The sequence below is a fragment of the Streptomyces griseoaurantiacus genome (assembly GCF_036189845.1).
GTDB lineage: Bacteria > Actinomycetota > Actinomycetes > Streptomycetales > Streptomycetaceae > Streptomyces > Streptomyces griseoaurantiacus.
The window spans coordinates 4,348,852-4,369,105 of the sequence record NZ_CP108326.1 but is presented as its reverse complement, the minus strand read 5'-3'; the positions used below and the strand labels follow the sequence as shown (position 1 = coordinate 4,369,105).

The window sequence follows — 20,254 nt, the reverse complement described above, 5'->3', positions numbered from 1 at the left end:
TGGGCGCGTGGGGCGTGCGCCTCAGCGCAGCCTTCTGCTCTCCGGGGGGCCCAGATACGTCGGCCGCAGCCCGCCGGTGTCGATCAGCAGGCGTTGCAGGACGACGGTCGGGTCGACCATCCAGAAGGTCAGGCGGTGCACACCGGCCGACCCGATCGTGTGGCGAGTGGCGGTGCGGTTGACGTTGTCCGAGGTGTGGCGGGCCCACTGCTTGTTCATGAGCCCGTCGTCCGCGCCGGTGGAGCCGATGACGTCCACGGTCTGCGGGGCGTCCTCGTCGAAGGACACCGCGTACCGCAGTCCCGCGTGGGCCAGGGCCGGGTTGCGCGGTGACAGGTACGCCCACACGGTGACCTCGCCCGGCGTCAGCAGGCCGACCTCGTACTCCAGGCGGGGCGCGTTCCCGCCGGGGGTCCGCGGCGCGGCCGTGACCGGCACCGGTGTCATGCCCGCGACGTCGCGGCCGATGCCGTCCACGCGCTGCCAGCCCACCCCGTGCGCGCCGACCGCGCGGCTGTGGTGCTCGGCGTCGATCGCCACGTACCCGCCCGCCTCGACGAAGCCGCGCAGCGCGCGGGCGGTGTCCCGGTCGGGCCGGCGGGCCACGGCGGTGACGGTGGTGATCCGGCCGCCGGGTCCGTGCACCACGAGCTCCGCCTCGCTCCTGCCCTCCGGCGCCTTCGCCCAGTCGACCGACACGGTCAGGCGCACCTGCTGCTCGACGCGGCCGTGCGGCCGGTCGACGCGCAGCCAGCGGGCGGAGGTCGTGACGCGGTAGTCGAAGGCCCGGCGGCCCCGGTTGAAGACCTCGATGTACTGGTCGGGGCGGGTCTGGTGGGGGCTGAACTCGGGCAGTACGGCCCGCTCCGCGGAGTGCGGCCACCAGTCGGCGGAGCCGTCGACGGCCACCGCGGGCTCCGCCCGGTCCGGCGGCTCGACGCGCCGGACCGCGGGGAAGAGCACGTCGGGGATGGCCACGTTGTTCAGCTCCGGCTGCTGCCAGGGCGCGTTGGGCCCGTACCGTTCGACGTCGCCGTAGTCGATGTGCGGCTGGGTCTGGAAGCCCTTCCACTTGCCGCCCGCCACCCGGGTGTTGAAGCGGTCCTGGAGGGCGAAGTCGTCCTTCAGCCGGGCCTCCGCACTGCTCGCCAGGTCGTTGGTGGCGGCCCGGCCCTGCGCGGCGTAGAGCAGGTTGGTGAACTCGGCCTCGCGCAGCGCGTAGAGGTTGGCGGTGGCCAGGACCTCGTAGCCGACGAGTTCGAAGAAGGCGTCCTGGTCGGCCCCGGGCAGCCGCCGGGCGGCCTTCTCCGCCCGCTCGGCGAGCCGCCGCCACCGGGCGGTGACGCGTTCGAGCTCGCGGTGCTCGGTGAGCGAGAAGGGGGTGGCCCGGTCGTCGTAGACGATCGCGGACTCGTCCTCGGTGGGGTCCTTGTCCGGGTCGAGGGTGATCCTGCGGTTGAGCAGTTCGGGCTTGCGCAGCGACTGGAGCCGCGCGTACTCGGCGAGGATCGAGGCGATCTCGCCGGCCTGGGCCTCGCCGAAGTTCTGCCGGGCGTAGCGGCGCTCCCACTCGGGGAGTGCGTCGAGGTCCCAGCGGTCGGGGTTCCAGGCGTAGTCGAGGAAGAACTGGGTGGGCAGTTCGTTGCCCTTGAGATCACCCGTATTGGTGACCCACAGTCCGTGGTTGCCGTAGGCGACCGCCTGGCGGAGCTGGTCCCACATGTTCGGCAGGGAGGTGGTGTCGACCCACTTGTAGTTGCGGCCCACGCCCACGTAGTCGAAGTGGTAGTACAGCCCGTATCCGCCGGGACGGGCGGGCTCCGCGGGGTCGGGGTGCTTGCGGATGTTGCCCCAGTTGTCGTCGGTGAGGACGACGGTCACGTCCTCGGGGGCACGCAGGCCGCGGTCCCAGTAGCGCTGGACCTCCTTGTAGAGCGTCCACACCTGGGGGATCGTCGTGACGTCCTTGCCGGTGACGTCGGCGAGGATCTTCCGCTGGGTGGCGATGATCTCCCGCATCAGGTCGATGCCGTCGCCGTCGGGCAGGCCGGTGTCGCCGTTGCCGCGCATGCCGAGGGTGACCACGCCCTCGAAGTCCTGCTCGACCATCCGCCGGATGCCGTCCGCCCAGTACTTCTTCAGCGCCTCGGCGTTGTTGCGGAAGGACCACTCGCCGGTTCCCCCGTACGGGTCGTGCCCGGGGGTGACGATCGTGCCGTCCTTGTCGCGGACGGCGGCCACCGCGTGCCGGTTCCACTCCTCGATGCCGCGCATCATGGGCGCCTCGTGGGAGGTGCCCATGACGATGCCGTACCGGGTGGCGCGGGCGTGGTTCTCCGGGTCGTCCTCGGCGAAGGCGCGGCCCCACACGGCCGGCCACAGGTAGTTCGCCTTCAGCCGGAGCAGCAGCTCGAAGACCCTGGCGTAGAAGTCGGCGTTGAAGCCGCCCTCGTGCCCCTCGGCCTTGCCGGGGCCGAAGTGGCCGGGGGCCCAGGTGCCGAGCGCGGGGTTCTCGTCGTTGAGGAAGACGCCGCGGTACTTCACGGCGGGGGTGCCCTGGGTGTGCCGGCCGGGCAGGACGTACAGGGCCTCGCGGTGCACCGGCCTGACGTCGTCCCACCAGTACCAGGGCGAGACGCCGATGCCGAGGCTGACGTCGTAGGCGCCGAAGACGGTGCCGCGCCGGTCGCTGCCCGCGATCACGAAGGCGCGGTCCACGCCGGGGAACGGGTGCTCGACGATCGTCTGCAGCGAGGTCTCCCACCTGCCCTCGACGCCGCCGACGTCCAGCTTCCCGCGCGCCACCAGGTCGTCGACGAGGGCGCTGCGGCCGAGGGTGCCGAGGACGACGAGTTCGCGGGCGGCGGGCCGCCTGCCCCCGCCGGTCCTCACCAGGGCGGGGCGGGTGCCGGTGACGCGCTCGACGTCGTCCCGGAGGTCGCCCGCGACCCGCAGCACACCGGGGTGGTCGCCGCTGTCGACGGCGATCGGCAGCGCGTGCCCGGCGCGCACGAGGGCGAGTGCGCCGGGCTTGGGAGTGAAGGAGACATAGGCGCCGGGGTCCGTAGGCCGCAGCCGCTCGCCGCCGCCCTCCGTCGCGGACCGGGCCCGTGCCGTACCGGACAGGCCCGGCATCCCGCCGACCAGACCGAGGCCCAGCGCGCCGCCCGCTCCCGCCCCCACCACGGCCCTGCGGCTCGGCCCCCGGTCTGCATGCCTGTCCATGCGCTCCTCCGTCCGTCACGGGCCGCGAGCACACGATCACGACCGCGCCACATCATGGTTCGGAGAATTCCCCGAAACAATAGGCCGTCCGTAACGAAAGTTTTTCGAGGACGGAGAGCCCCCGGGAGCGGCCGAACGGGTCCGGACAACGCGAAGGCCCGCACGACCGAAGTCGTGCGGGCCCTCATAGGTGCTCGCAGCGGAGCTACCAGGCCGAGGCCGTCAAGAGTTACTTGACGATCTTGGTGACCTGGCCGGCGCCGACGGTCCGGCCACCCTCACGGATGGCGAACTTGAGGCCCTCCTCCATGGCGACGGGCTGGATGAGCTCCACCTTCATCTCGGTGTTGTCACCCGGCATGACCATCTCGGTGCCCTCGGGGAGGGTCACGACGCCGGTCACGTCCGTCGTACGGAAGTAGAACTGCGGGCGGTAGTTGTTGAAGAACGGCGTGTGGCGGCCACCCTCGTCCTTGGACAGAATGTAGGCCTGCGCCTCGAACTCGGTGTGCGGGGTGACCGAGCCCGGCTTGATGATGACCTGGCCGCGCTCGACGTCCTCGCGCTTGATGCCGCGGAGCAGCAGACCGACGTTCTCACCGGCCTGACCCTCGTCCAGCAGCTTCCGGAACATCTCGATACCGGTGACCGTGGTGGAGGTCTTCTCCTGCTTGATGCCGACGATGTCGACGGTCTCGTTGACCTTGAGGACACCACGCTCGATGCGGCCGGTGACGACCGTACCGCGACCGGTGATGGTGAAGACGTCCTCGATCGGCATCAGGAACGGCTTGTCGACGTCGCGCTCGGGCTGCGGGATGGCCTCGTCGACGGCCTTCATCAGGTCGAGGACGGACTTGCCCCACTCCGCGTCGCCCTCGAGGGCCTTCAGCGCGGAGACCTTGACGACGGGAACGTCGTCGCCCGGGAACTCGTACTCGGAGAGGAGCTCACGGACCTCGAGCTCGACGAGCTCCAGGATCTCCTCGTCGTCCACCATGTCGGCCTTGTTCAGGGCGACCACGATGTACGGCACGCCGACCTGGCGGGCCAGGAGCACGTGCTCCTTGGTCTGCGGCATCGGGCCGTCGGTGGCGGCGACCACCAGGATGGCGCCGTCCATCTGCGCCGCACCGGTGATCATGTTCTTGATGTAGTCCGCGTGACCGGGGCAGTCGACGTGGGCGTAGTGACGCGACTCGGTCTGGTACTCGACGTGCGCGATGGAGATGGTGATACCGCGCTGGCGCTCCTCAGGAGCCTTGTCGATCTGGTCGAAGGCCGAGGCCTCGTTCAGGTCCGGGTACGCGTCGTGCAGCACCTTGGTAATGGCGGCCGTGAGGGTCGTCTTACCGTGGTCGATGTGACCGATGGTGCCGATGTTGACGTGCGGCTTAGTCCGCTCGAACTTCGCCTTCGCCACTGGGGTCCTCCTGTGGAGTGGTTCTGGTACGCCTTACTCATCGGCGCCAGGATGATCTTTGCTGGGGTGCCGCCCGCCGGGATTCTCCCTCACCGGTCGAATCCCGGCGGTCGGTGTCAAGCCTAAAGCGTTGGAACGGGGTGCGTTACTCGCCCTTGGCCTTCGCGATGATCTCCTCGGCGACGTTCCGGGGAACCTCGGCGTAGGAGTCGAACTGCATCGAGTAGCTCGCGCGACCCGACGTCTTGCTGCGGAGGTCGCCGACGTAGCCGAACATCTCCGACAGCGGAACCAGGCCCTTGACGACGCGGGCGCCGGCACGCTCCTCCATGGCCTGGATCTGGCCACGGCGGGAGTTGATGTCGCCGATCACGTCGCCCATGTAGTCCTCGGGCGTGGTGACCTCGACGGCCATCATCGGCTCGAGCAGCACGGGGCTGGCCTTGCGCGCGGCCTCCTTGAACGCCTGCGAACCGGCGATCTTGAAGGCGAGCTCGGAGGAGTCGACCTCGTGGTAGCCACCGTCGATGAGCGTGACGCGGACGCCCGTCATCTCGTAGCCGGCCAGGATGCCGAACTGCATGGCCTCCTGCGCACCGGCGTCCACCGAAGGGATGTACTCCTTCGGGATGCGGCCACCGGTGACCTTGTTCACGAACTCGTACGAGGCGTCGCCGCCCTCGATCGGCTCGATCGCGATCTGCACCTTGGCGAACTGACCGGTACCACCGGTCTGCTTCTTGTGGGTGTAGTCCACGCGCTCGACGGCCTTGCGGATCGTCTCACGGTACGCGACCTGCGGCTTGCCGACGTTGGCCTCGACCTTGAACTCGCGCCGCATCCGGTCGACCAGCACCTCGAGGTGAAGCTCGCCCATACCGCCGATGACGGTCTGGCCGGTCTCCTCGTTGGTGTGCACCTGGAAGGAGGGGTCCTCCTCCGCGAGACGCTGGATGGCGACACCCAGCTTCTCCTGGTCGCCCTTGGACTTGGGCTCGATCGCGACCTCGATGACCGGCGCCGGGAAGTCCATGGACTCCAGGATCACCGGGTTCTTCTCGTCCGCGAGCGTCTCACCGGTGGTGGTCTGCTTCAGGCCCATGACGGCGACGATGTCGCCGGCGCCCACCGACTCGATCTCCTCACGCTTGTTGGCGTGCATGCGGTAGATCTTGCCGATGCGCTCCTTGCGGCCCTTGACCGAGTTCAGCACAGCGGTGCCGGACTGCAGACGGCCGGAGTACACGCGGACGAAGGTGAGCTTGCCGAGGTGCGGGTCGCTCATGATCTTGAACGCGAGGGCCGACAGCGGCTCGTCCTCGGACGGCTTGCGCTTGACGACGACCTCGGGGTCCTTGACGTCGTGGCCCTCGATGGCCTCGACGTCGAGGGGGGTCGGCAGGTAGCGCACGACCGCGTCGAGCAGGGGCTGGACGCCCTTGTTCTTGAACGCGGTACCGCAGAACACCGGGGTGACCGTGGTGTCGCTGGACTTGCCGGAGGCGATGGTGATGCGGCGGATCGCCGCGTACAGCTGCTCCTCGGTGGGCTCCTGGCCCTCCAGGTACAGCTCCATCATCTCTTCGTCGTTCTCGGCGACGGCCTCGACCAGCTTGCCGCGCCACTCCTCGGCGGCCTCGGTGTGGCTGGCCGGGATGTCGACGGTGTCGTACATCTCGCCCTTGGCCGCCTCGGCGGACCACACGAGCGCCTTCATGCGGACCAGGTCCACGACGCCCTTGAAGTCGGCCTCGGCACCGATCGGGAGCTGCATGACCAGCGGCTGGGCGCCCAGGCGGTCCGAGATCATGTCCACGCAGCGGTGGAACTCGGCGCCGGTACGGTCCAGCTTGTTCACGAAGCAGATGCGGGGCACGCCGTAACGGTCGGCCTGACGCCACACCGTCTCGGACTGCGGCTCGACACCGGCGACACCGTCGAACACCGTCACGGCACCGTCGAGCACGCGCAGGGAGCGCTCCACCTCGACGGTGAAGTCGACGTGCCCCGGGGTGTCGATGATGTTGATGGTGTAGTCGTTGTCCTCGAGCGGCCAGTGACAGGTGGTCGCAGCAGACGTGATTGTGATGCCACGCTCCTGCTCCTGCTCCATCCAGTCCATCGTGGCGGCGCCGTCGTGGACCTCACCGATCTTGTACGAAACGCCGGTGTAGAACAGGATCCGCTCAGTGGTGGTCGTCTTGCCCGCGTCGATGTGGGCCATGATCCCGATGTTGCGGACCTTGGCCAGGTCAAGTGAAGTGGTAGCCATAAGGCTTCAGTCTTCTCTCGGTCTCGATGTGGGTAGCGACTACCAGCGGTAGTGCGCGAAGGCCTTGTTGGACTCGGCCATCTTGTGCGTGTCCTCGCGCTTCTTCACCGCGGCACCGAGGCCGTTGGAGGCGTCGAGGAGCTCGTTGAGCAGGCGCTCGGTCATGGTCTTCTCGCGACGGGCGCGGGAGTAACCGACCAGCCAGCGCAGCGCGAGCGTGTTGGCGCGACCGGGCTTGACCTCGATCGGCACCTGGTACGTGGCGCCACCGACACGGCGGGACTTGACCTCGAGGGTCGGCTTGATGTTCTCCAGCGCGCGCTTCAGCGTGATGATCGGGTCGTTGCCCGTCTTCTCACGCAGACCCTCCATGGCGCCGTAGACGATGCGCTCGGCGGTGGAGCGCTTGCCGTTCAGCAGCACCTTGTTGATCAGCGAGGTCACCAGAGGAGAGCCGTAGACCGGGTCGATGATGACCGGACGCTTCGGGGCGGGGCCCTTACGAGGCATTCTTACTTCTCCTTCTTGGCGCCGTAGCGGCTGCGGGCCTGCTTGCGGTTCTTGACACCCTGGGTGTCGAGGGAACCGCGGATGATCTTGTAGCGAACACCCGGCAGGTCCTTCACACGGCCACCACGCACGAGCACGATGGAGTGCTCCTGCAGGTTGTGTCCCTCACCCGGAATGTAAGCGGTGACCTCGATGCCGCTGGTCAGACGCACACGCGCGACCTTACGCAGGGCCGAGTTCGGCTTCTTCGGGGTGGTCGTGAACACACGCGTGCAGACGCCGCGACGCTGGGGCGAACCCTCGAGTGCGGGCGTCTTGTTCTTCTCGACCTTGTCCTGCCGGCCCTTCCGGACCAGCTGCTGGATCGTAGGCACTACTTCTCCGGTTTCTGTGTGCCGATGGGTACAGCTAACCTGGAACATCTCCGACCCACGCGGTCGGGTGTGTCGAATACTGCAGATCCCCGCCGCGAGGCAGAAAAGGCGCAGATTGCGGTGGCCGGTGACGGCTCCCCGTACGGGTGCAGGCACGCACGAGGGCCAGGGCACACCCCAGGCACAAGGTATGAGCGTACCTACCTCATTGGCTGCGGTCAAAACAACTCCGCCGCGGCCCCCGGCCACCTGCTCGGGGGACCCGGATTCCGCCGGTCGAGGCAGGGTGTGCCCGCCTCCCGCGCGAGAGTGCGCGGGGACGCGCGGTGGTCACGGGGTCACGGGGTCACGGGGGGGGCAGGGAGACACGGAGGGCGCGGAGGGCACCGAGCCGCCCGGTCACGGGTAGGTCGACGCCGCCACGATGACGAAGAGCAGGAACACGGCCCAGCCCGCGATCGACAGCCAGCCCAGGATCAGCCCGGCGACCGCGAAGCCGTCGCCCCCCTCGCCGGTACGGCGTATCTCGCTGCGGGCCGTGTGGCCCAGCACCACCGCGGGGATGCCGGTCAGCCCCGCCGTCATCGTGGTCAGGATGCCGCACACCAGGGAGCCCACGGCCTTGCCGTTGTTGCGCGGCGGCACCGGCGCCGGCAGGAAGGTGCGCGGTACGGGTGTCACGGCGGGCTGCACGGGCATCGGCCCCTGCGGCAGATCGGCGACGAGGAGTCCCAGCTCCCCCACCGTGCGCGCCTCGTAGGCCCGCGCGACGCGCTTCTCCAGCTCCGCCTGCTGCAGCCGGCCCTCGCTGAAGCCCGCTCTGAGCACGTCCACGGCCCGTTCGCGATCGGCGTGGGACGCGAGCATCGACGAGCCGTGCTGCGCGTTCTGCCCGCTCCACGGCTGCCACGGTGTCGGGTACGTCACGGAATACCTCCCCCGGCGGCAGTAACGCCTCCATCATCTCCAAACGCGCCCGGAAGCGCGATGGTTCCCTCCTGCCGGGAAGAAGGTCCCGGAGACCCCCTAGGGCGCGTGAGGGGGCCGCGCACGCCGACGGGCGGCCACCCCGAAGGGTGACCGCCCGCCCGCTGCTGCTGATCCCGAGGGACCTGCCGCCTACTGGTTGTACGGACCGTAGTCGTAGTCCTCCAGCGGCACCGCCTGGCCGGAGCCGGTGCCGAACGGCGAGTAGTCGATGTCGTCGTAACCGACGGCCGAGTACATCGCCGCCTTCGCCTCCTCGGTCGGCTCGACCCGGATGTTGCGGTAGCGGGACAGACCCGTACCGGCCGGGATGAGCTTACCGATGATGACGTTCTCCTTGAGGCCGATCAGGCTGTCGGACTTGGCGTTGATCGCCGCGTCCGTCAGGACCCTGGTCGTCTCCTGGAAGGAGGCGGCCGACAGCCAGGACTCCGTCGCCAGCGAGGCCTTGGTGATACCCATCAGCTGCGGACGACCGGAGGCCGGGTGACCGCCCTCCTGGACCACACGACGGTTCTCGGTCTCGAACTTGCCGCGCTCGACGAGCTCGCCCGGCAGCAGTTCCGCGTCGCCGGACTCGATGATCGTCACCCGGCGGAGCATCTGCCGGATGATGATCTCGATGTGCTTGTCGTGGATCGACACGCCCTGCGAGTTGTAGACCTTCTGGACCTCGCCGACCAGGTGGACCTGGACCGCGCGCTGGCCGAGGATGCGCAGCACGTCGTGCGGGTTGGTGGCACCCACGGTGAGCTTCTGGCCCACGTCGACGTGGTCGCCCTCGGAGACCAGCAGACGGGCACGCTTGGAGATCGGGAACGCCGTCTCGTCGCTGCCGTCGTCCGGGGTGACGACGATCTTCTTCGTCTTCTCGGTCTCCTCGATCCGCACGCGGCCGGCGGCCTCGGAGATCGGGGCGACACCCTTCGGGGTACGGGCCTCGAAGAGCTCGACGACACGCGGCAGACCCTGCGTGATGTCGTCACCGGCCACACCACCGGTGTGGAAGGTACGCATCGTCAGCTGGGTGCCGGGCTCACCGATGGACTGGGCGGCGATGATGCCGACCGCCTCACCGATGTCGACCAGCTTGCCGGTGGCCAGCGAGCGGCCGTAGCACATGGCGCAGGTGCCGACGGCGGACTCACAGGTCAGGACCGAGCGGGTCTTGACCTCCTCGACGCCGTGCTTGACGAGCTCCTCGATCAGGACGTCGCCCAGGTCGGTGCCGGCGGGGGCCAGCACCTTGCCGTCGACGACGATGTCCTCGGCGAGGCAGCGCGCGTACACGGACGTCTCGACGTCCTCCGTCTTGGTCAGCGCACCGTCCGCACCGCGCTCGGCGATCTTGAGGCGCAGACCGCGGTCGGTGCCGCAGTCCTCCTCGCGGATGATGACGTCCTGCGAGACGTCGACCAGACGACGGGTGAGGTAACCCGAGTCGGCCGTACGCAGGGCGGTGTCCGCCAGACCCTTACGGGCACCGTGCGTGGAGATGAAGTACTCCAGCACGGACAGGCCCTCACGGAAGGACGCCTTGATGGGACGCGGGATCGTCTCGTTCTTGGCGTTGGACACCAGACCACGCATACCGGCGATCTGACGCATCTGCATCATGTTCCCGCGCGCACCCGAGTCGACCATCATGAAGATGGGGTTCGTCTTCGGGAAGTTCGCGTTCATCGCCTCGGCGACCTCGTTGGTCGCCTTGGTCCAGATCGCGATGAGCTCCTGCGTGCGCTCTTCCTTGGTGATCAGACCGCGCTCGTACTGCTTCTGGACCTTCTCGTCCTGCGCCTCGTAGCCCTTGACGATCTCCTTCTTCGCCTCGGGAACGACGACGTCGGAGATGGCCACGGTGACGCCGGAGCGGGTGCCCCAGTAGAAGCCCGCCGCCTTCAGGTTGTCGAGCGTCGCCGCCACGATGACCTTGGGGTAGCGCTCGGCCAGGTCGTTGACGATCTCGCCGAGCTGCTTCTTGCCCACCGAGTAGTCGACGAACGGGTAGTCCTCGGGCAGCAGCTCGTTGAAGAGCGCGCGGCCCAGGGTCGTCCGCAGCCGGAACGGGTCGCCGGGCTGCCAGTCGGCGGCGTCGGCCTCGTCCTCGGTGGCCGGCGGGGTCCAGCCGCGCGGCGGGATGGTGCCCACCGGGAAGCGGATGTCGATCGGCGACTGGAGCGCGAGCTCACCGGCGTCGAAGGCCATCGTCGCCTCGGCCGTGGAGCCGAAGGCACGCCCCTCGCCCTTGGTGTCCCGCATCTCGCCGTCGGTGGTGAGGAAGAACAGACCGAGGACCATGTCCTGGGTCGGCATCGTCACCGGACGGCCGTCGGCGGGCTTGAGGATGTTGTTCGAGGACAGCATCAGGATGCGGGCCTCGGCCTGCGCCTCCGCGGACAGCGGAAGGTGCACGGCCATCTGGTCACCGTCGAAGTCCGCGTTGAAGGCGGTGCAGACGAGCGGGTGGATCTGGATGGCCTTGCCCTCGACGAGCTGCGGCTCGAAGGCCTGGATGCCGAGGCGGTGCAGGGTGGGCGCACGGTTCAGCAGCACCGGGTGCTCGGCGATGACCTCTTCGAGGACGTCGTACACCACGGTGCGGCCGCGCTCGACCATGCGCTTCGCCGACTTGATGTTCTGCGCGTGGTTCAGGTCCACCAGGCGCTTCATCACGAACGGCTTGAAGAGCTCCAGCGCCATGGCCTTCGGCAGACCGCACTGGTGCAGCTTGAGCTGCGGGCCGACGACGATGACGGAACGCGCCGAGTAGTCGACTCGCTTGCCGAGCAGGTTCTGACGGAAGCGGCCCTGCTTGCCCTTGAGCATGTCGGACAGCGACTTCAGCGGACGGTTGCCGGGGCCCGTGACCGGGCGGCCGCGGCGGCCGTTGTCGAAGAGCGCGTCGACGGCCTCCTGGAGCATGCGCTTCTCGTTGTTCACGATGATCTCGGGCGCGCCGAGGTCGAGAAGCCGCTTCAGGCGGTTGTTGCGGTTGATGACACGGCGGTACAGGTCGTTCAGGTCGGAGGTCGCGAAGCGGCCACCGTCCAGCTGCACCATCGGACGCAGGTCCGGCGGGATGACCGGGACGCAGTCCAGGACCATGCCCTTGGGGCTGTTGGAGGTCTGCAGGAACGCGGAGACGACCTTCAGCCGCTTCAGGGCACGGGTCTTCTTCTGGCCCTTGCCGGTGCGGATGATCTCGCGGAGCTTCTCGGCCTCCTCGTCGAGGTCGAAGGACTCCAGGCGCTTCTGCAGCGCCGCGGCACCCATCGAGCCGTCGAAGTAGGTGCCGAAGCGGTCGCGCAGCTCGCGATAGAGCAGCTCGTCGCCCTCGAGGTCCTGGACCTTGAGGTTCTTGAACCGGGTCCACACCTCGTCGAGGCGGTCGATCTCGCGCTGCGCGCGGTCGCGCAGCTGCTTCATCTCGCGCTCGGCACCCTCGCGCACCTTGCGGCGCACGTCGGCCTTGGCACCCTCGGCCTCCAGCTCGGCCAGGTCGGTCTCGAGCTTCTTGGCGCGGGCCTCGAGGTCGGAGTCACGGCGGTTCTCGATCTGCTGGCGCTCGACGGAGACGTGGGCCTCCAGCGAGGGCAGGTCGCGGGTGCGGCGCTCCTCGTCGACGTACGTGATCATGTACGCCGCGAAGTAGATGACCTTCTCGAGGTCCTTGGGGGCCAGGTCGAGCAGGTAGCCCAGCCGGCTCGGGACACCCTTGAAGTACCAGATGTGCGTGACGGGGGCGGCCAGTTCGATGTGGCCCATCCGCTCACGGCGCACCTTGGCGCGCGTGACCTCGACGCCACAGCGCTCACAGATGATGCCCTTGAAGCGGACGCGCTTGTACTTGCCGCAGTAGCACTCCCAGTCCCGGGTGGGGCCGAAGATCTTCTCGCAGAAGAGCCCGTCCTTTTCCGGCTTGAGGGTGCGGTAGTTGATGGTCTCGGGCTTCTTGACCTCGCCGTGGCTCCACTGACGGATGTCGTCAGCGGTGGCCAGGCCGATCCGGAGCTCATCGAAGAAGTTGACGTCGAGCACTATGCGTCAATCCCTCTCAGGGTTGTAAGTCTGTGGTCTGAAACGGGGGTCGCGGGATCGGCGGGGCCTCCGGTCAGGAGGCCCCGCCTGACTCCCGTCAGACCTCTTCGACGCTGCTCGGCTCGCGCCGGGACAGGTCGATGCCGAGCTCCTCCGCCGCGCGGAAGACGTCCTCGTCGGTGTCGCGCATCTCGATGGACATGCCGTCGCTGGACAGCACCTCCACGTTGAGGCACAGGGACTGCATCTCCTTGATGAGCACCTTGAAGGACTCGGGGATGCCGGGCTCGGGGATGTTCTCGCCCTTGACGATGGCCTCGTAGACCTTCACGCGGCCGGTGACGTCGTCGGACTTGATGGTCAGCAGCTCCTGGAGGGCGTAAGCGGCGCCGTACGCCTCCAGCGCCCACACCTCCATCTCACCGAAGCGCTGGCCACCGAACTGGGCCTTACCACCCAGCGGCTGCTGGGTGATCATCGAGTACGGGCCGGTCGAACGGGCGTGCAGCTTGTCGTCGACCAGGTGGTGGAGCTTGAGGATGTACATGTAGCCGACCGAGATCGGCGCCGGGAACGGCTCGCCGGAGCGGCCGTCGAACAGCCTCGCCTTGCCGGTGGGCTGCACCATGCGCTCGCCGTCCCGGTTGGGGATGGTGTGCTGGAGCAGACCCGCCAGCTCGTCCTCGCGGGCACCGTCGAACACCGGGGTGGCGACGTTGGTGCCGGGCTGGACGTTGTCGGCGCCGATGCCCTGGAGCCGCTGCGCCCACTCCTCCGCGAGACCGGAGACGTCCCAGCCGCGGCTGGCCAGCCAGCCGAGGTGGATCTCCAGGACCTGTCCCGGGTTCATGCGGGACGGGACGCCGAGGGGGTTGAGGATGATGTCGACCGGGGTGCCGTCCTCCAGGAACGGCATGTCCTCGATCGGCAGGATCTTGGAGATGACGCCCTTGTTGCCGTGACGGCCGGCGAGCTTGTCACCGTCGGTGATCTTGCGCTTCTGGGCCACGTAGACGCGGACGAGCTGGTTCACGCCCGGGGGCAGCTCGTCACCCTCCTCGCGGTCGAAGAGGCGCACACCGATGACCTTGCCGATCTCGCCGTGCGGGACCTTCAGCGAGGTGTCACGGACCTCACGCGCCTTCTCGCCGAAGATGGCGCGCAGCAGGCGCTCCTCCGGGGTCAGCTCGGTCTCACCCTTGGGCGTGACCTTGCCGACCAGGATGTCGCCGGCGACGACCTCGGCACCGATACGGATGATGCCGCGCTCGTCGAGGTCGGCGAGGACCTCCTCGGAGACGTTCGGGATGTCCCGGGTGATCTCCTCGGGGCCGAGCTTGGTGTCACGGGCGTCGACCTCGTGCTCCTCGATGTGGATCGAGGAGAGGACGTCGTCCTGCACGAGGCGCTGCGACAGGATGATCGCGTCCTCGTAGTTGTGACCCTCCCACGGCATGAACGCGACGAGCAGGTTCTTGCCGAGCGCCATCTCGCCGTTCTGGGTGGCCGGGCCGTCGGCGAGCACCTGGCCCGCGATGACACGGTCGCCCTCGTTGACGATGACCTTCTGGTTGACCGAGGTGCCCTGGTTGGACCGGGAGAACTTGGCCAGGCGGTACGTGATGTACGTGCCGTCGTCGTTGGTCGTGGTGATGTAGTCCGCGGAGACCTCCTGGACCACACCGTCCTTCTCGGCCTTGACCACGTCACCGGCGTCGACGGCGGAGCGGTACTCCATGCCGGTGCCGACGAGCGGGGCCTCGCTCTTGATGAGCGGCACGGCCTGACGCATCATGTTCGCGCCCATGAGGGCACGGTTGGCGTCGTCGTGCTCCAGGAACGGGATCATGGCGGTCGCGACCGACACCATCTGGCGCGGCGAGACGTCCATGTAGTCCACGTCGTCACCCGCGACGTAGTCGACCTCGCCGCCGCGGCGGCGCACCAGGACGCGGGTCTCGGCGAACCGCAGGTCGTCGGTGAGCGTGGCGTTGGCCTGCGCGATGACGAAGCGGTCCTCCTCGTCGGCGGTCAGGTAGTCCACGTCGTCCGTGACCTGGCCGTCGACGACCTTGCGGTACGGCGTCTCGACGAAGCCGAAGGCGTTGACCCGGCCGTAGGAGGCGAGCGAGCCGATCAGACCGATGTTCGGGCCTTCGGGCGTCTCGATCGGGCACATGCGGCCGTAGTGCGAGGGGTGCACGTCACGGACCTCGAAGCCGGCCCGCTCACGGGACAGACCACCGGGACCCAGCGCCGAGAGACGACGCTTGTGCGTCAGACCCGACAGCGGGTTGTTCTGGTCCATGAACTGCGAGAGCTGGCTGGTGCCGAAGAACTCCTTGATGGAGGCGACGACCGGCCGGATGTTGATCAGGGTCTGCGGCGTGATCGCCTCGACGTCCTGGGTCGTCATGCGCTCGCGCACGACGCGCTCCATCCTCGCCAGACCCGTGCGGACCTGGTTCTGGATGAGCTCGCCGACGCTGCGCAGACGGCGGTTGCCGAAGTGGTCGATGTCGTCGGTCTCGACGACGACCGGCTGGCCGTTGTCCCCGACGGTCTCGGTCTCACCGGCGTGCAGCTGCACGAGGTACTTGATCGTCGAGATGATGTCCTCGACGGTCAGGATGCCCGCGTCCAGCGGCGCGTCGGCGCCCAGCTTCTTGTTGACCTTGTAGCGGCCGACCTTGGCCAGGTCGTAGCGCTTGGGGTTGAAGTAGAGGTTCTCGAGCAGCGTCTGCGCGGCCTCACGGGTGGGGGGCTCGCCCGGACGCAGCTTGCGGTAGATGTCGAGCAGCGCGTCGTCCTGGCCCTGGGTGTGGTCCTTCTCCAGGGTGGCGCGCATGGACTCGTACTCGCCGAACTCCTCGAGGATCTGCTCGGTGGTCCAGCCGAGCGCCTTCAGGAGGACGGTGACGGACTGCTTGCGCTTGCGGTCGATGCGGACACCGACCATGTCGCGCTTGTCGATCTCCATCTCCAGCCAGGCACCCCGGGACGGGATGATCTTCGCGGAGAAGATGTCCTTGTCGGAGGTCTTGTCGATGGAGGAGTCGAAGTAGACGCCCGGCGAACGGACCAGCTGCGACACCACGACACGCTCGGTGCCGTTGATGACGAAGGTGCCCTTGTTCGTCATGAGCGGGAAGTCGCCCATGAAGACGGTCTGGGACTTGATCTCGCCGGTCTCGTTGTTGGTGAACTCGGCGGTGACGAAGAGCGGGGCGGCGAACGTGAAGTCGCGCTCCTTGCACTCGTCGATGCTGTTCTTCGGCGGCTCGAAGCGGTGGTCGCGGAAGGTCAGCGACATCGACCCGGAGAAGTCCTCGATCGGGGAGATCTCCTCGAAGATCTCCTCCAGACCGGACTTGGTGGGGACGTCCTGACCGGACTCGAGAGCCGACTCGACGCGAGCCTTCCAGGCGTCGTTGCCGAGCAGCCAGTCAAAGCTCTCGGTTTGCAGCGCGAGAAGGTTCGGAACCTCGAGGGGCTCCTTGATCTTTGCAAAGGAGATGCGCAGCGGGGCGGTGCTGGCAGCGTTGTTCGTATTCGCGGTCGAGGCATTGCGCGAGGCGGCCAAGAGGGGGTCCTTCCGAGGGCTCGGACTCACTACGCGCGTCCCGGTACCTCACCGGACACCGGGACAGGGGTTCCTGAGGTCGGCCAAAAGGCCAGGTCAGGGACATCCAGTCGCCGGGCTCGAATGAGGGCATGCTCCTGGTGACGGGCAGGAGGCAGCTAACAGGCAGCGCAAAGGGACAGTGTAGCCACTTGGCACACTGATGTCCAGTGCGGTTCTACGGGCGCTGGAAGGCCCTCGTTGTTCCTCAACACCTGCGGCAAGCCACGCCCTCGATGCACATCGATACTGCCCTCTTCGTCGCCGATCCATGCCTCGGATTCGGATCGTTGTGACGACGCGTCCTGAGAATTGCGCGCTGCGTGCGGTTCGTCAAGGCCCCCCTTGCCCAAACCGGTTGCTGCCGTCGTCATGTGCAGCGGGCACCGAAGGGCGCCCGGAGGCACGACGAAGATCACCCTACTCCCCGGGGACCGGGGCGCAAGGCGGCCGTCGCCGGCGCCTCGGAATGCCGTTGAGCGACCACCCGATTGGATGATCGCTCATGGGGTCGCGGGCGTTACACCCCGGCGCGAGAGACCCTCTTCCGGGGCTCCCGGGGGCCTCCGGGGAACACGGAAGGCCCGTGTGGAGCCACTGCTCCACACGGGCCTTCCGAAGAACGCGGGTGAGGTCTTACTTGACCTCGACCGAAGCGCCGGCGCCCTCGAGGGACTCCTTCGCCTTGTCCGCGGCCTCCTTGGTGACCTTCTCCAGAACCGGCTTCGGCGCACCGTCGACCAGGTCCTTGGCCTCCTTCAGGCCGAGGGAGGTCAGCTCACGCACGACCTTGATGACCTGGATCTTCTTGTCACCGGCGCCGGTGAGGACGACGTCGAACTCGTCCTTCTCCTCGGCGGCCTCGGCGGCGGCGCCACCGGCGGCACCACCCGCGACGACGACCGGGGCGGCCGCGGCGGCGGTGACGTCGAACTTCTCCTCGAAGGCCTTCACGAACTCGGAGAGCTCGATGAGGGTCATTCCCTCGAACTGCTCGAGCAGCTCGTCCTGGCTGAGCTTCGCCATGATGGCGGTCCTTCCACTAATTCGGCAGGTGCCGGATGTACATGTGAGGCGGGCGTACGTCTGGCCCGCGACGGTCCCCGCGTTCAGGCAGCGGCGACCGGGGTGCGAGCCGAGTTACTCGGCACCGCCCTGCTCGTCCTGCTTGGCACGGAGCGCGTCCACGGTGCGGACGAGCTTCGAGGGCAGCGCCTGGAAGACGGAGGCAGCCTGGGACTGCTTCGCCTTGAAGGCACCGGCCAGCTTGGAGAGCAGAACCTCGCGGGACTCGAGGTCCGCAAGCTTCTTGATCTCGTCGGCGGACAGCGCCTTGCCGTCAAGGACACCGCCCTTGATGACGAGGTTGGGGTTTTCCTTGGCGAAGTCACGAAGACCCTTCGCCGACTCCACCGGGTCACCGGTGACGAAGGCGACTGCCGTCGGACCGTTGAAGAGGTCGTCAAGCGTCGTGATCCCGGCCTCGTTGGCCGCAATCTTGGTCAGCGTGTTCTTCACCACGGCGTACTGGGCGTTCTCACCGAGCGAACGACGCAGCGTCTTGAGCTGCGCCACGGTGAGACCGCGGTACTCGGTCAGCACGGCAGCGCTCGAGTTGCGGAACTGGTCCGTCAGCTCGGCAACCGCGGCAGCCTTGTCGGGCCTCGCCATAGAGCCTCGGCCTCCTTCCGGGTGATTCGGACCGCGCGGACCCGAAGGAGGACTGGGAAAAACGAAACGCCCCGGCACAGATGCACGGGGCGTGGCTCGACCGGAGGCGTACCGTTCACACGGAACGATCCCGGGAGCAATCCACTGACACCTGCGCGGGTCGTCCGCTGTTCAGCGGATCCTTCGGCCACCGCGCCCTCTCACGAGCGCACGGCAACGACCAGCGGTCTTTGGCTTCCTCGGAAGCGTACGCGAACGGGGCGGCGCCAGGCAAATCCGCCCCGTTCTGCGGCTCGGAGCGTCCCTCAGGCGTCCTGGAGCCCCTTCAGCATCTCGGCCAGGTCGGCGGTCTTCCCGGCCGGCGGGGCGGTGACGTTCACGGGCTTGTTGTAGTCGAGGACCGTGAAGGTCATGTCCATCGGCCCCTTGTCGGCGTCACTCCGCACGCGGAACTGCTTCATCCGGTCGTCGCCGCCGACCCACATGTCCATGGTGAGTTCGTCGACGCCCATCTTCCGGTACTGCTCGACGGCCTTGCGGCGCTGCTCCTCGGTCACCCCGCTCTTCGTGAAGGCCGACTCGTCCATGTCGTCCACGGCGATGGTGCCCCGGTAGTGCGTCGTCCTGACGCCGTCGACGGTCGCGGTGCCGACCTTCTTCACGTCGTCGGCACCGGCGAGGATGTTCGACTGGGCCGCCGGGTTCTGGTCGGCCTGGGAGGCCGCGCCCAGTCCGCCCATCTGATCCAACTGCTTCCCGGCATCCGTCCCGGAGAGATCGAACTTGATCCAGTTCTTGCCGTCCATCTCCTTGGCGGCATCAGCACCCCCATCGACATAGATGGCCTTGTCGATGAGCCGGACCTCCATGGGCAGGTCGGTCCGGCCGGGCAGGAACATCTTCATGCTCATCGCGGTCTCGGGCTTCATCCGCATGCTGGCCTCCGCCTCGATGCGGCCCTGCCCCGGGAAGTCACCCTTCATGCGGTAGCGCATGGACGTGATCCGCTCGGACTTCTTCGCGACCTTGGCCACGGCCGCGGCCGGGCTCATGGCGGGGGACCTGTCCGCGTCCTCCCCCTTGCCGCAGCTCACCGCTCCCGCGGCCAGCAGCGCGGCCAGCGCCGCGCCGACGGGCAGACGTAAGGACTTCTTGTTCATGTTTCCCCCAGGGGCACAGGCGACCGATGGCTCACACACGGGCAAGACGCAGGATCGTCCTGGAAAGTTCGAATGGTTTTACGATTTTCCACCAGACGGATCCGCTCCGCCCCGCATTTACGCCAGTGCCCCCTCGCGAGAAAAAAACGACGGGCCCCGCACCTGCGAAGGTGCGGGGCCCGTCGGACTACCGCTGGGGCGAGCCGGAGGCTCAGACCGCGGCCGGGTCCTCCTCGACGAGGAGGTTGCGGGTGCGGTTCGGGTCGAGCTGGATGCCCGGGCCCATCGTGGTGCTCAGGGCGGCCTTCTTGATGTACCGGCCCTTGGCGGCGGACGGCTTCAGACGGAGGATCTCCTCCAGCGCCGCGCCGTAGTTCTCCACCAGCTTGGTGTCGTCGAAGGACGCCTTGCCGATGATGAAGTGCAGGTTCGAGTGCTTGTCGACGCGGAACTCGATCTTGCCGCCCTTGATCTCGTTGACGGCCTTCACGACGTCCGGGGTGACGGTGCCGGTCTTCGGGTTCGGCATCAGACCACGGGGACCGAGCACGCGGCCGAGGCGGCCGACCTTGCCCATGAGGTCCGGGGTGGCGACGACGGCGTCGAAGTCCAGGCGTCCCTTGGACACCTCGTCGATGAGCTCGTCGGAGCCGACGATGTCGGCGCCCGCGGCACGCGCGGCCTCGGCACGGTCACCGGTCGCGAAGACCAGGACCCGGGCGGTCTTGCCGGTGCCGTGCGGGAGGTTCACGGTGCCACGGACCATCTGGTCCGCCTTGCGCGGGTCGACACCCAGGCGGAAGGCGACCTCGACGGTGCCGTCGAACTTCGAGGTGGAGGTCTCCTTGGCGAGACGGACGGCCTCGAGCGGGGCGTACAGCTTGTCCCGGTCGATCTTGGCGTCCGCAGCGCGGAGAGCCTTGCTGCGCTTGCTCACAACTGCTCCTGTGTGGTTTGAGGAGTCGTGGTACG

The 20,254-nt window shown here is 67.9% G+C and carries 12 protein-coding genes; all 12 read right to left on the bottom strand.

Annotated features, from left to right (window positions below):
* Nucleotides 1–21: 21 nt before the first annotated feature.
* Nucleotides 22–3,225 (bottom strand): glycosyl hydrolase 115 family protein, encoded by a 3,204-nt coding sequence (locus OHB09_RS19470; RefSeq protein ID WP_328922312.1) that lies wholly within the window; start codon nucleotides 3,223–3,225, stop codon nucleotides 22–24.
* 229 nt (nucleotides 3,226–3,454) lie between these two features.
* A complete protein-coding gene (gene tuf, locus OHB09_RS19465; protein WP_006140924.1) occupies nucleotides 3,455–4,648 on the bottom strand; it encodes an elongation factor Tu in 1,194 nt (397 codons plus the stop codon).
* A 145-nt stretch (nucleotides 4,649–4,793) separates the two neighbouring features.
* A complete protein-coding gene (gene fusA / locus OHB09_RS19460) occupies nucleotides 4,794–6,920 on the bottom strand; it encodes an elongation factor G (protein WP_006140925.1) in 2,127 nt (708 codons plus the stop codon).
* A gap of 39 nt (nucleotides 6,921–6,959) precedes the next feature.
* Nucleotides 6,960–7,430: a 30S ribosomal protein S7 gene (rpsG, locus tag OHB09_RS19455; RefSeq protein ID WP_003992340.1), complete on the bottom strand. Its 471-nt coding sequence runs from the start codon at nucleotides 7,428–7,430 to the stop codon at nucleotides 6,960–6,962.
* A 2-nt stretch (nucleotides 7,431–7,432) separates the two neighbouring features.
* On the bottom strand, nucleotides 7,433–7,804 hold the full coding sequence (gene rpsL / locus OHB09_RS19450; RefSeq protein ID WP_003948652.1) for a 30S ribosomal protein S12: 372 nt from the start codon (nucleotides 7,802–7,804) through the stop codon (nucleotides 7,433–7,435).
* 399 nt (nucleotides 7,805–8,203) lie between these two features.
* Entirely contained in the window at nucleotides 8,204–8,671 is a 468-nt protein-coding gene (locus OHB09_RS19445; RefSeq protein WP_040895600.1) for a DUF1707 and DUF4190 domain-containing protein, read from the bottom strand.
* A gap of 252 nt (nucleotides 8,672–8,923) precedes the next feature.
* Complete coding sequence (locus tag OHB09_RS19440) at nucleotides 8,924–12,829, bottom strand: DNA-directed RNA polymerase subunit beta' (protein WP_006140927.1); 3,906 nt, start codon at nucleotides 12,827–12,829, stop codon at nucleotides 8,924–8,926.
* Between the two features lie 97 nt (nucleotides 12,830–12,926).
* Nucleotides 12,927–16,412 carry a DNA-directed RNA polymerase subunit beta gene (rpoB, locus tag OHB09_RS19435; protein ID WP_006140928.1) on the bottom strand — a complete coding sequence of 1,162 codons (3,486 nt, stop codon included), beginning with the start codon at nucleotides 16,410–16,412 and terminating at the stop codon, nucleotides 12,927–12,929.
* A gap of 675 nt (nucleotides 16,413–17,087) precedes the next feature.
* Complete coding sequence (gene rplL, locus OHB09_RS19430) at nucleotides 17,088–17,477, bottom strand: 50S ribosomal protein L7/L12 (protein WP_006140929.1); 390 nt, start codon at nucleotides 17,475–17,477, stop codon at nucleotides 17,088–17,090.
* 114 nt (nucleotides 17,478–17,591) lie between these two features.
* Entirely contained in the window at nucleotides 17,592–18,122 is a 531-nt protein-coding gene (gene rplJ, locus OHB09_RS19425) for a 50S ribosomal protein L10 (protein WP_006140930.1), read from the bottom strand.
* 305 nt (nucleotides 18,123–18,427) lie between these two features.
* Complete coding sequence (locus OHB09_RS19420) at nucleotides 18,428–19,282, bottom strand: LppX_LprAFG lipoprotein (protein WP_328922311.1); 855 nt, start codon at nucleotides 19,280–19,282, stop codon at nucleotides 18,428–18,430.
* A 211-nt stretch (nucleotides 19,283–19,493) separates the two neighbouring features.
* Nucleotides 19,494–20,219: a 50S ribosomal protein L1 gene (rplA, locus tag OHB09_RS19415; protein WP_006140932.1), complete on the bottom strand. Its 726-nt coding sequence runs from the start codon at nucleotides 20,217–20,219 to the stop codon at nucleotides 19,494–19,496.
* Nucleotides 20,220–20,254 lie beyond the last annotated feature (35 nt).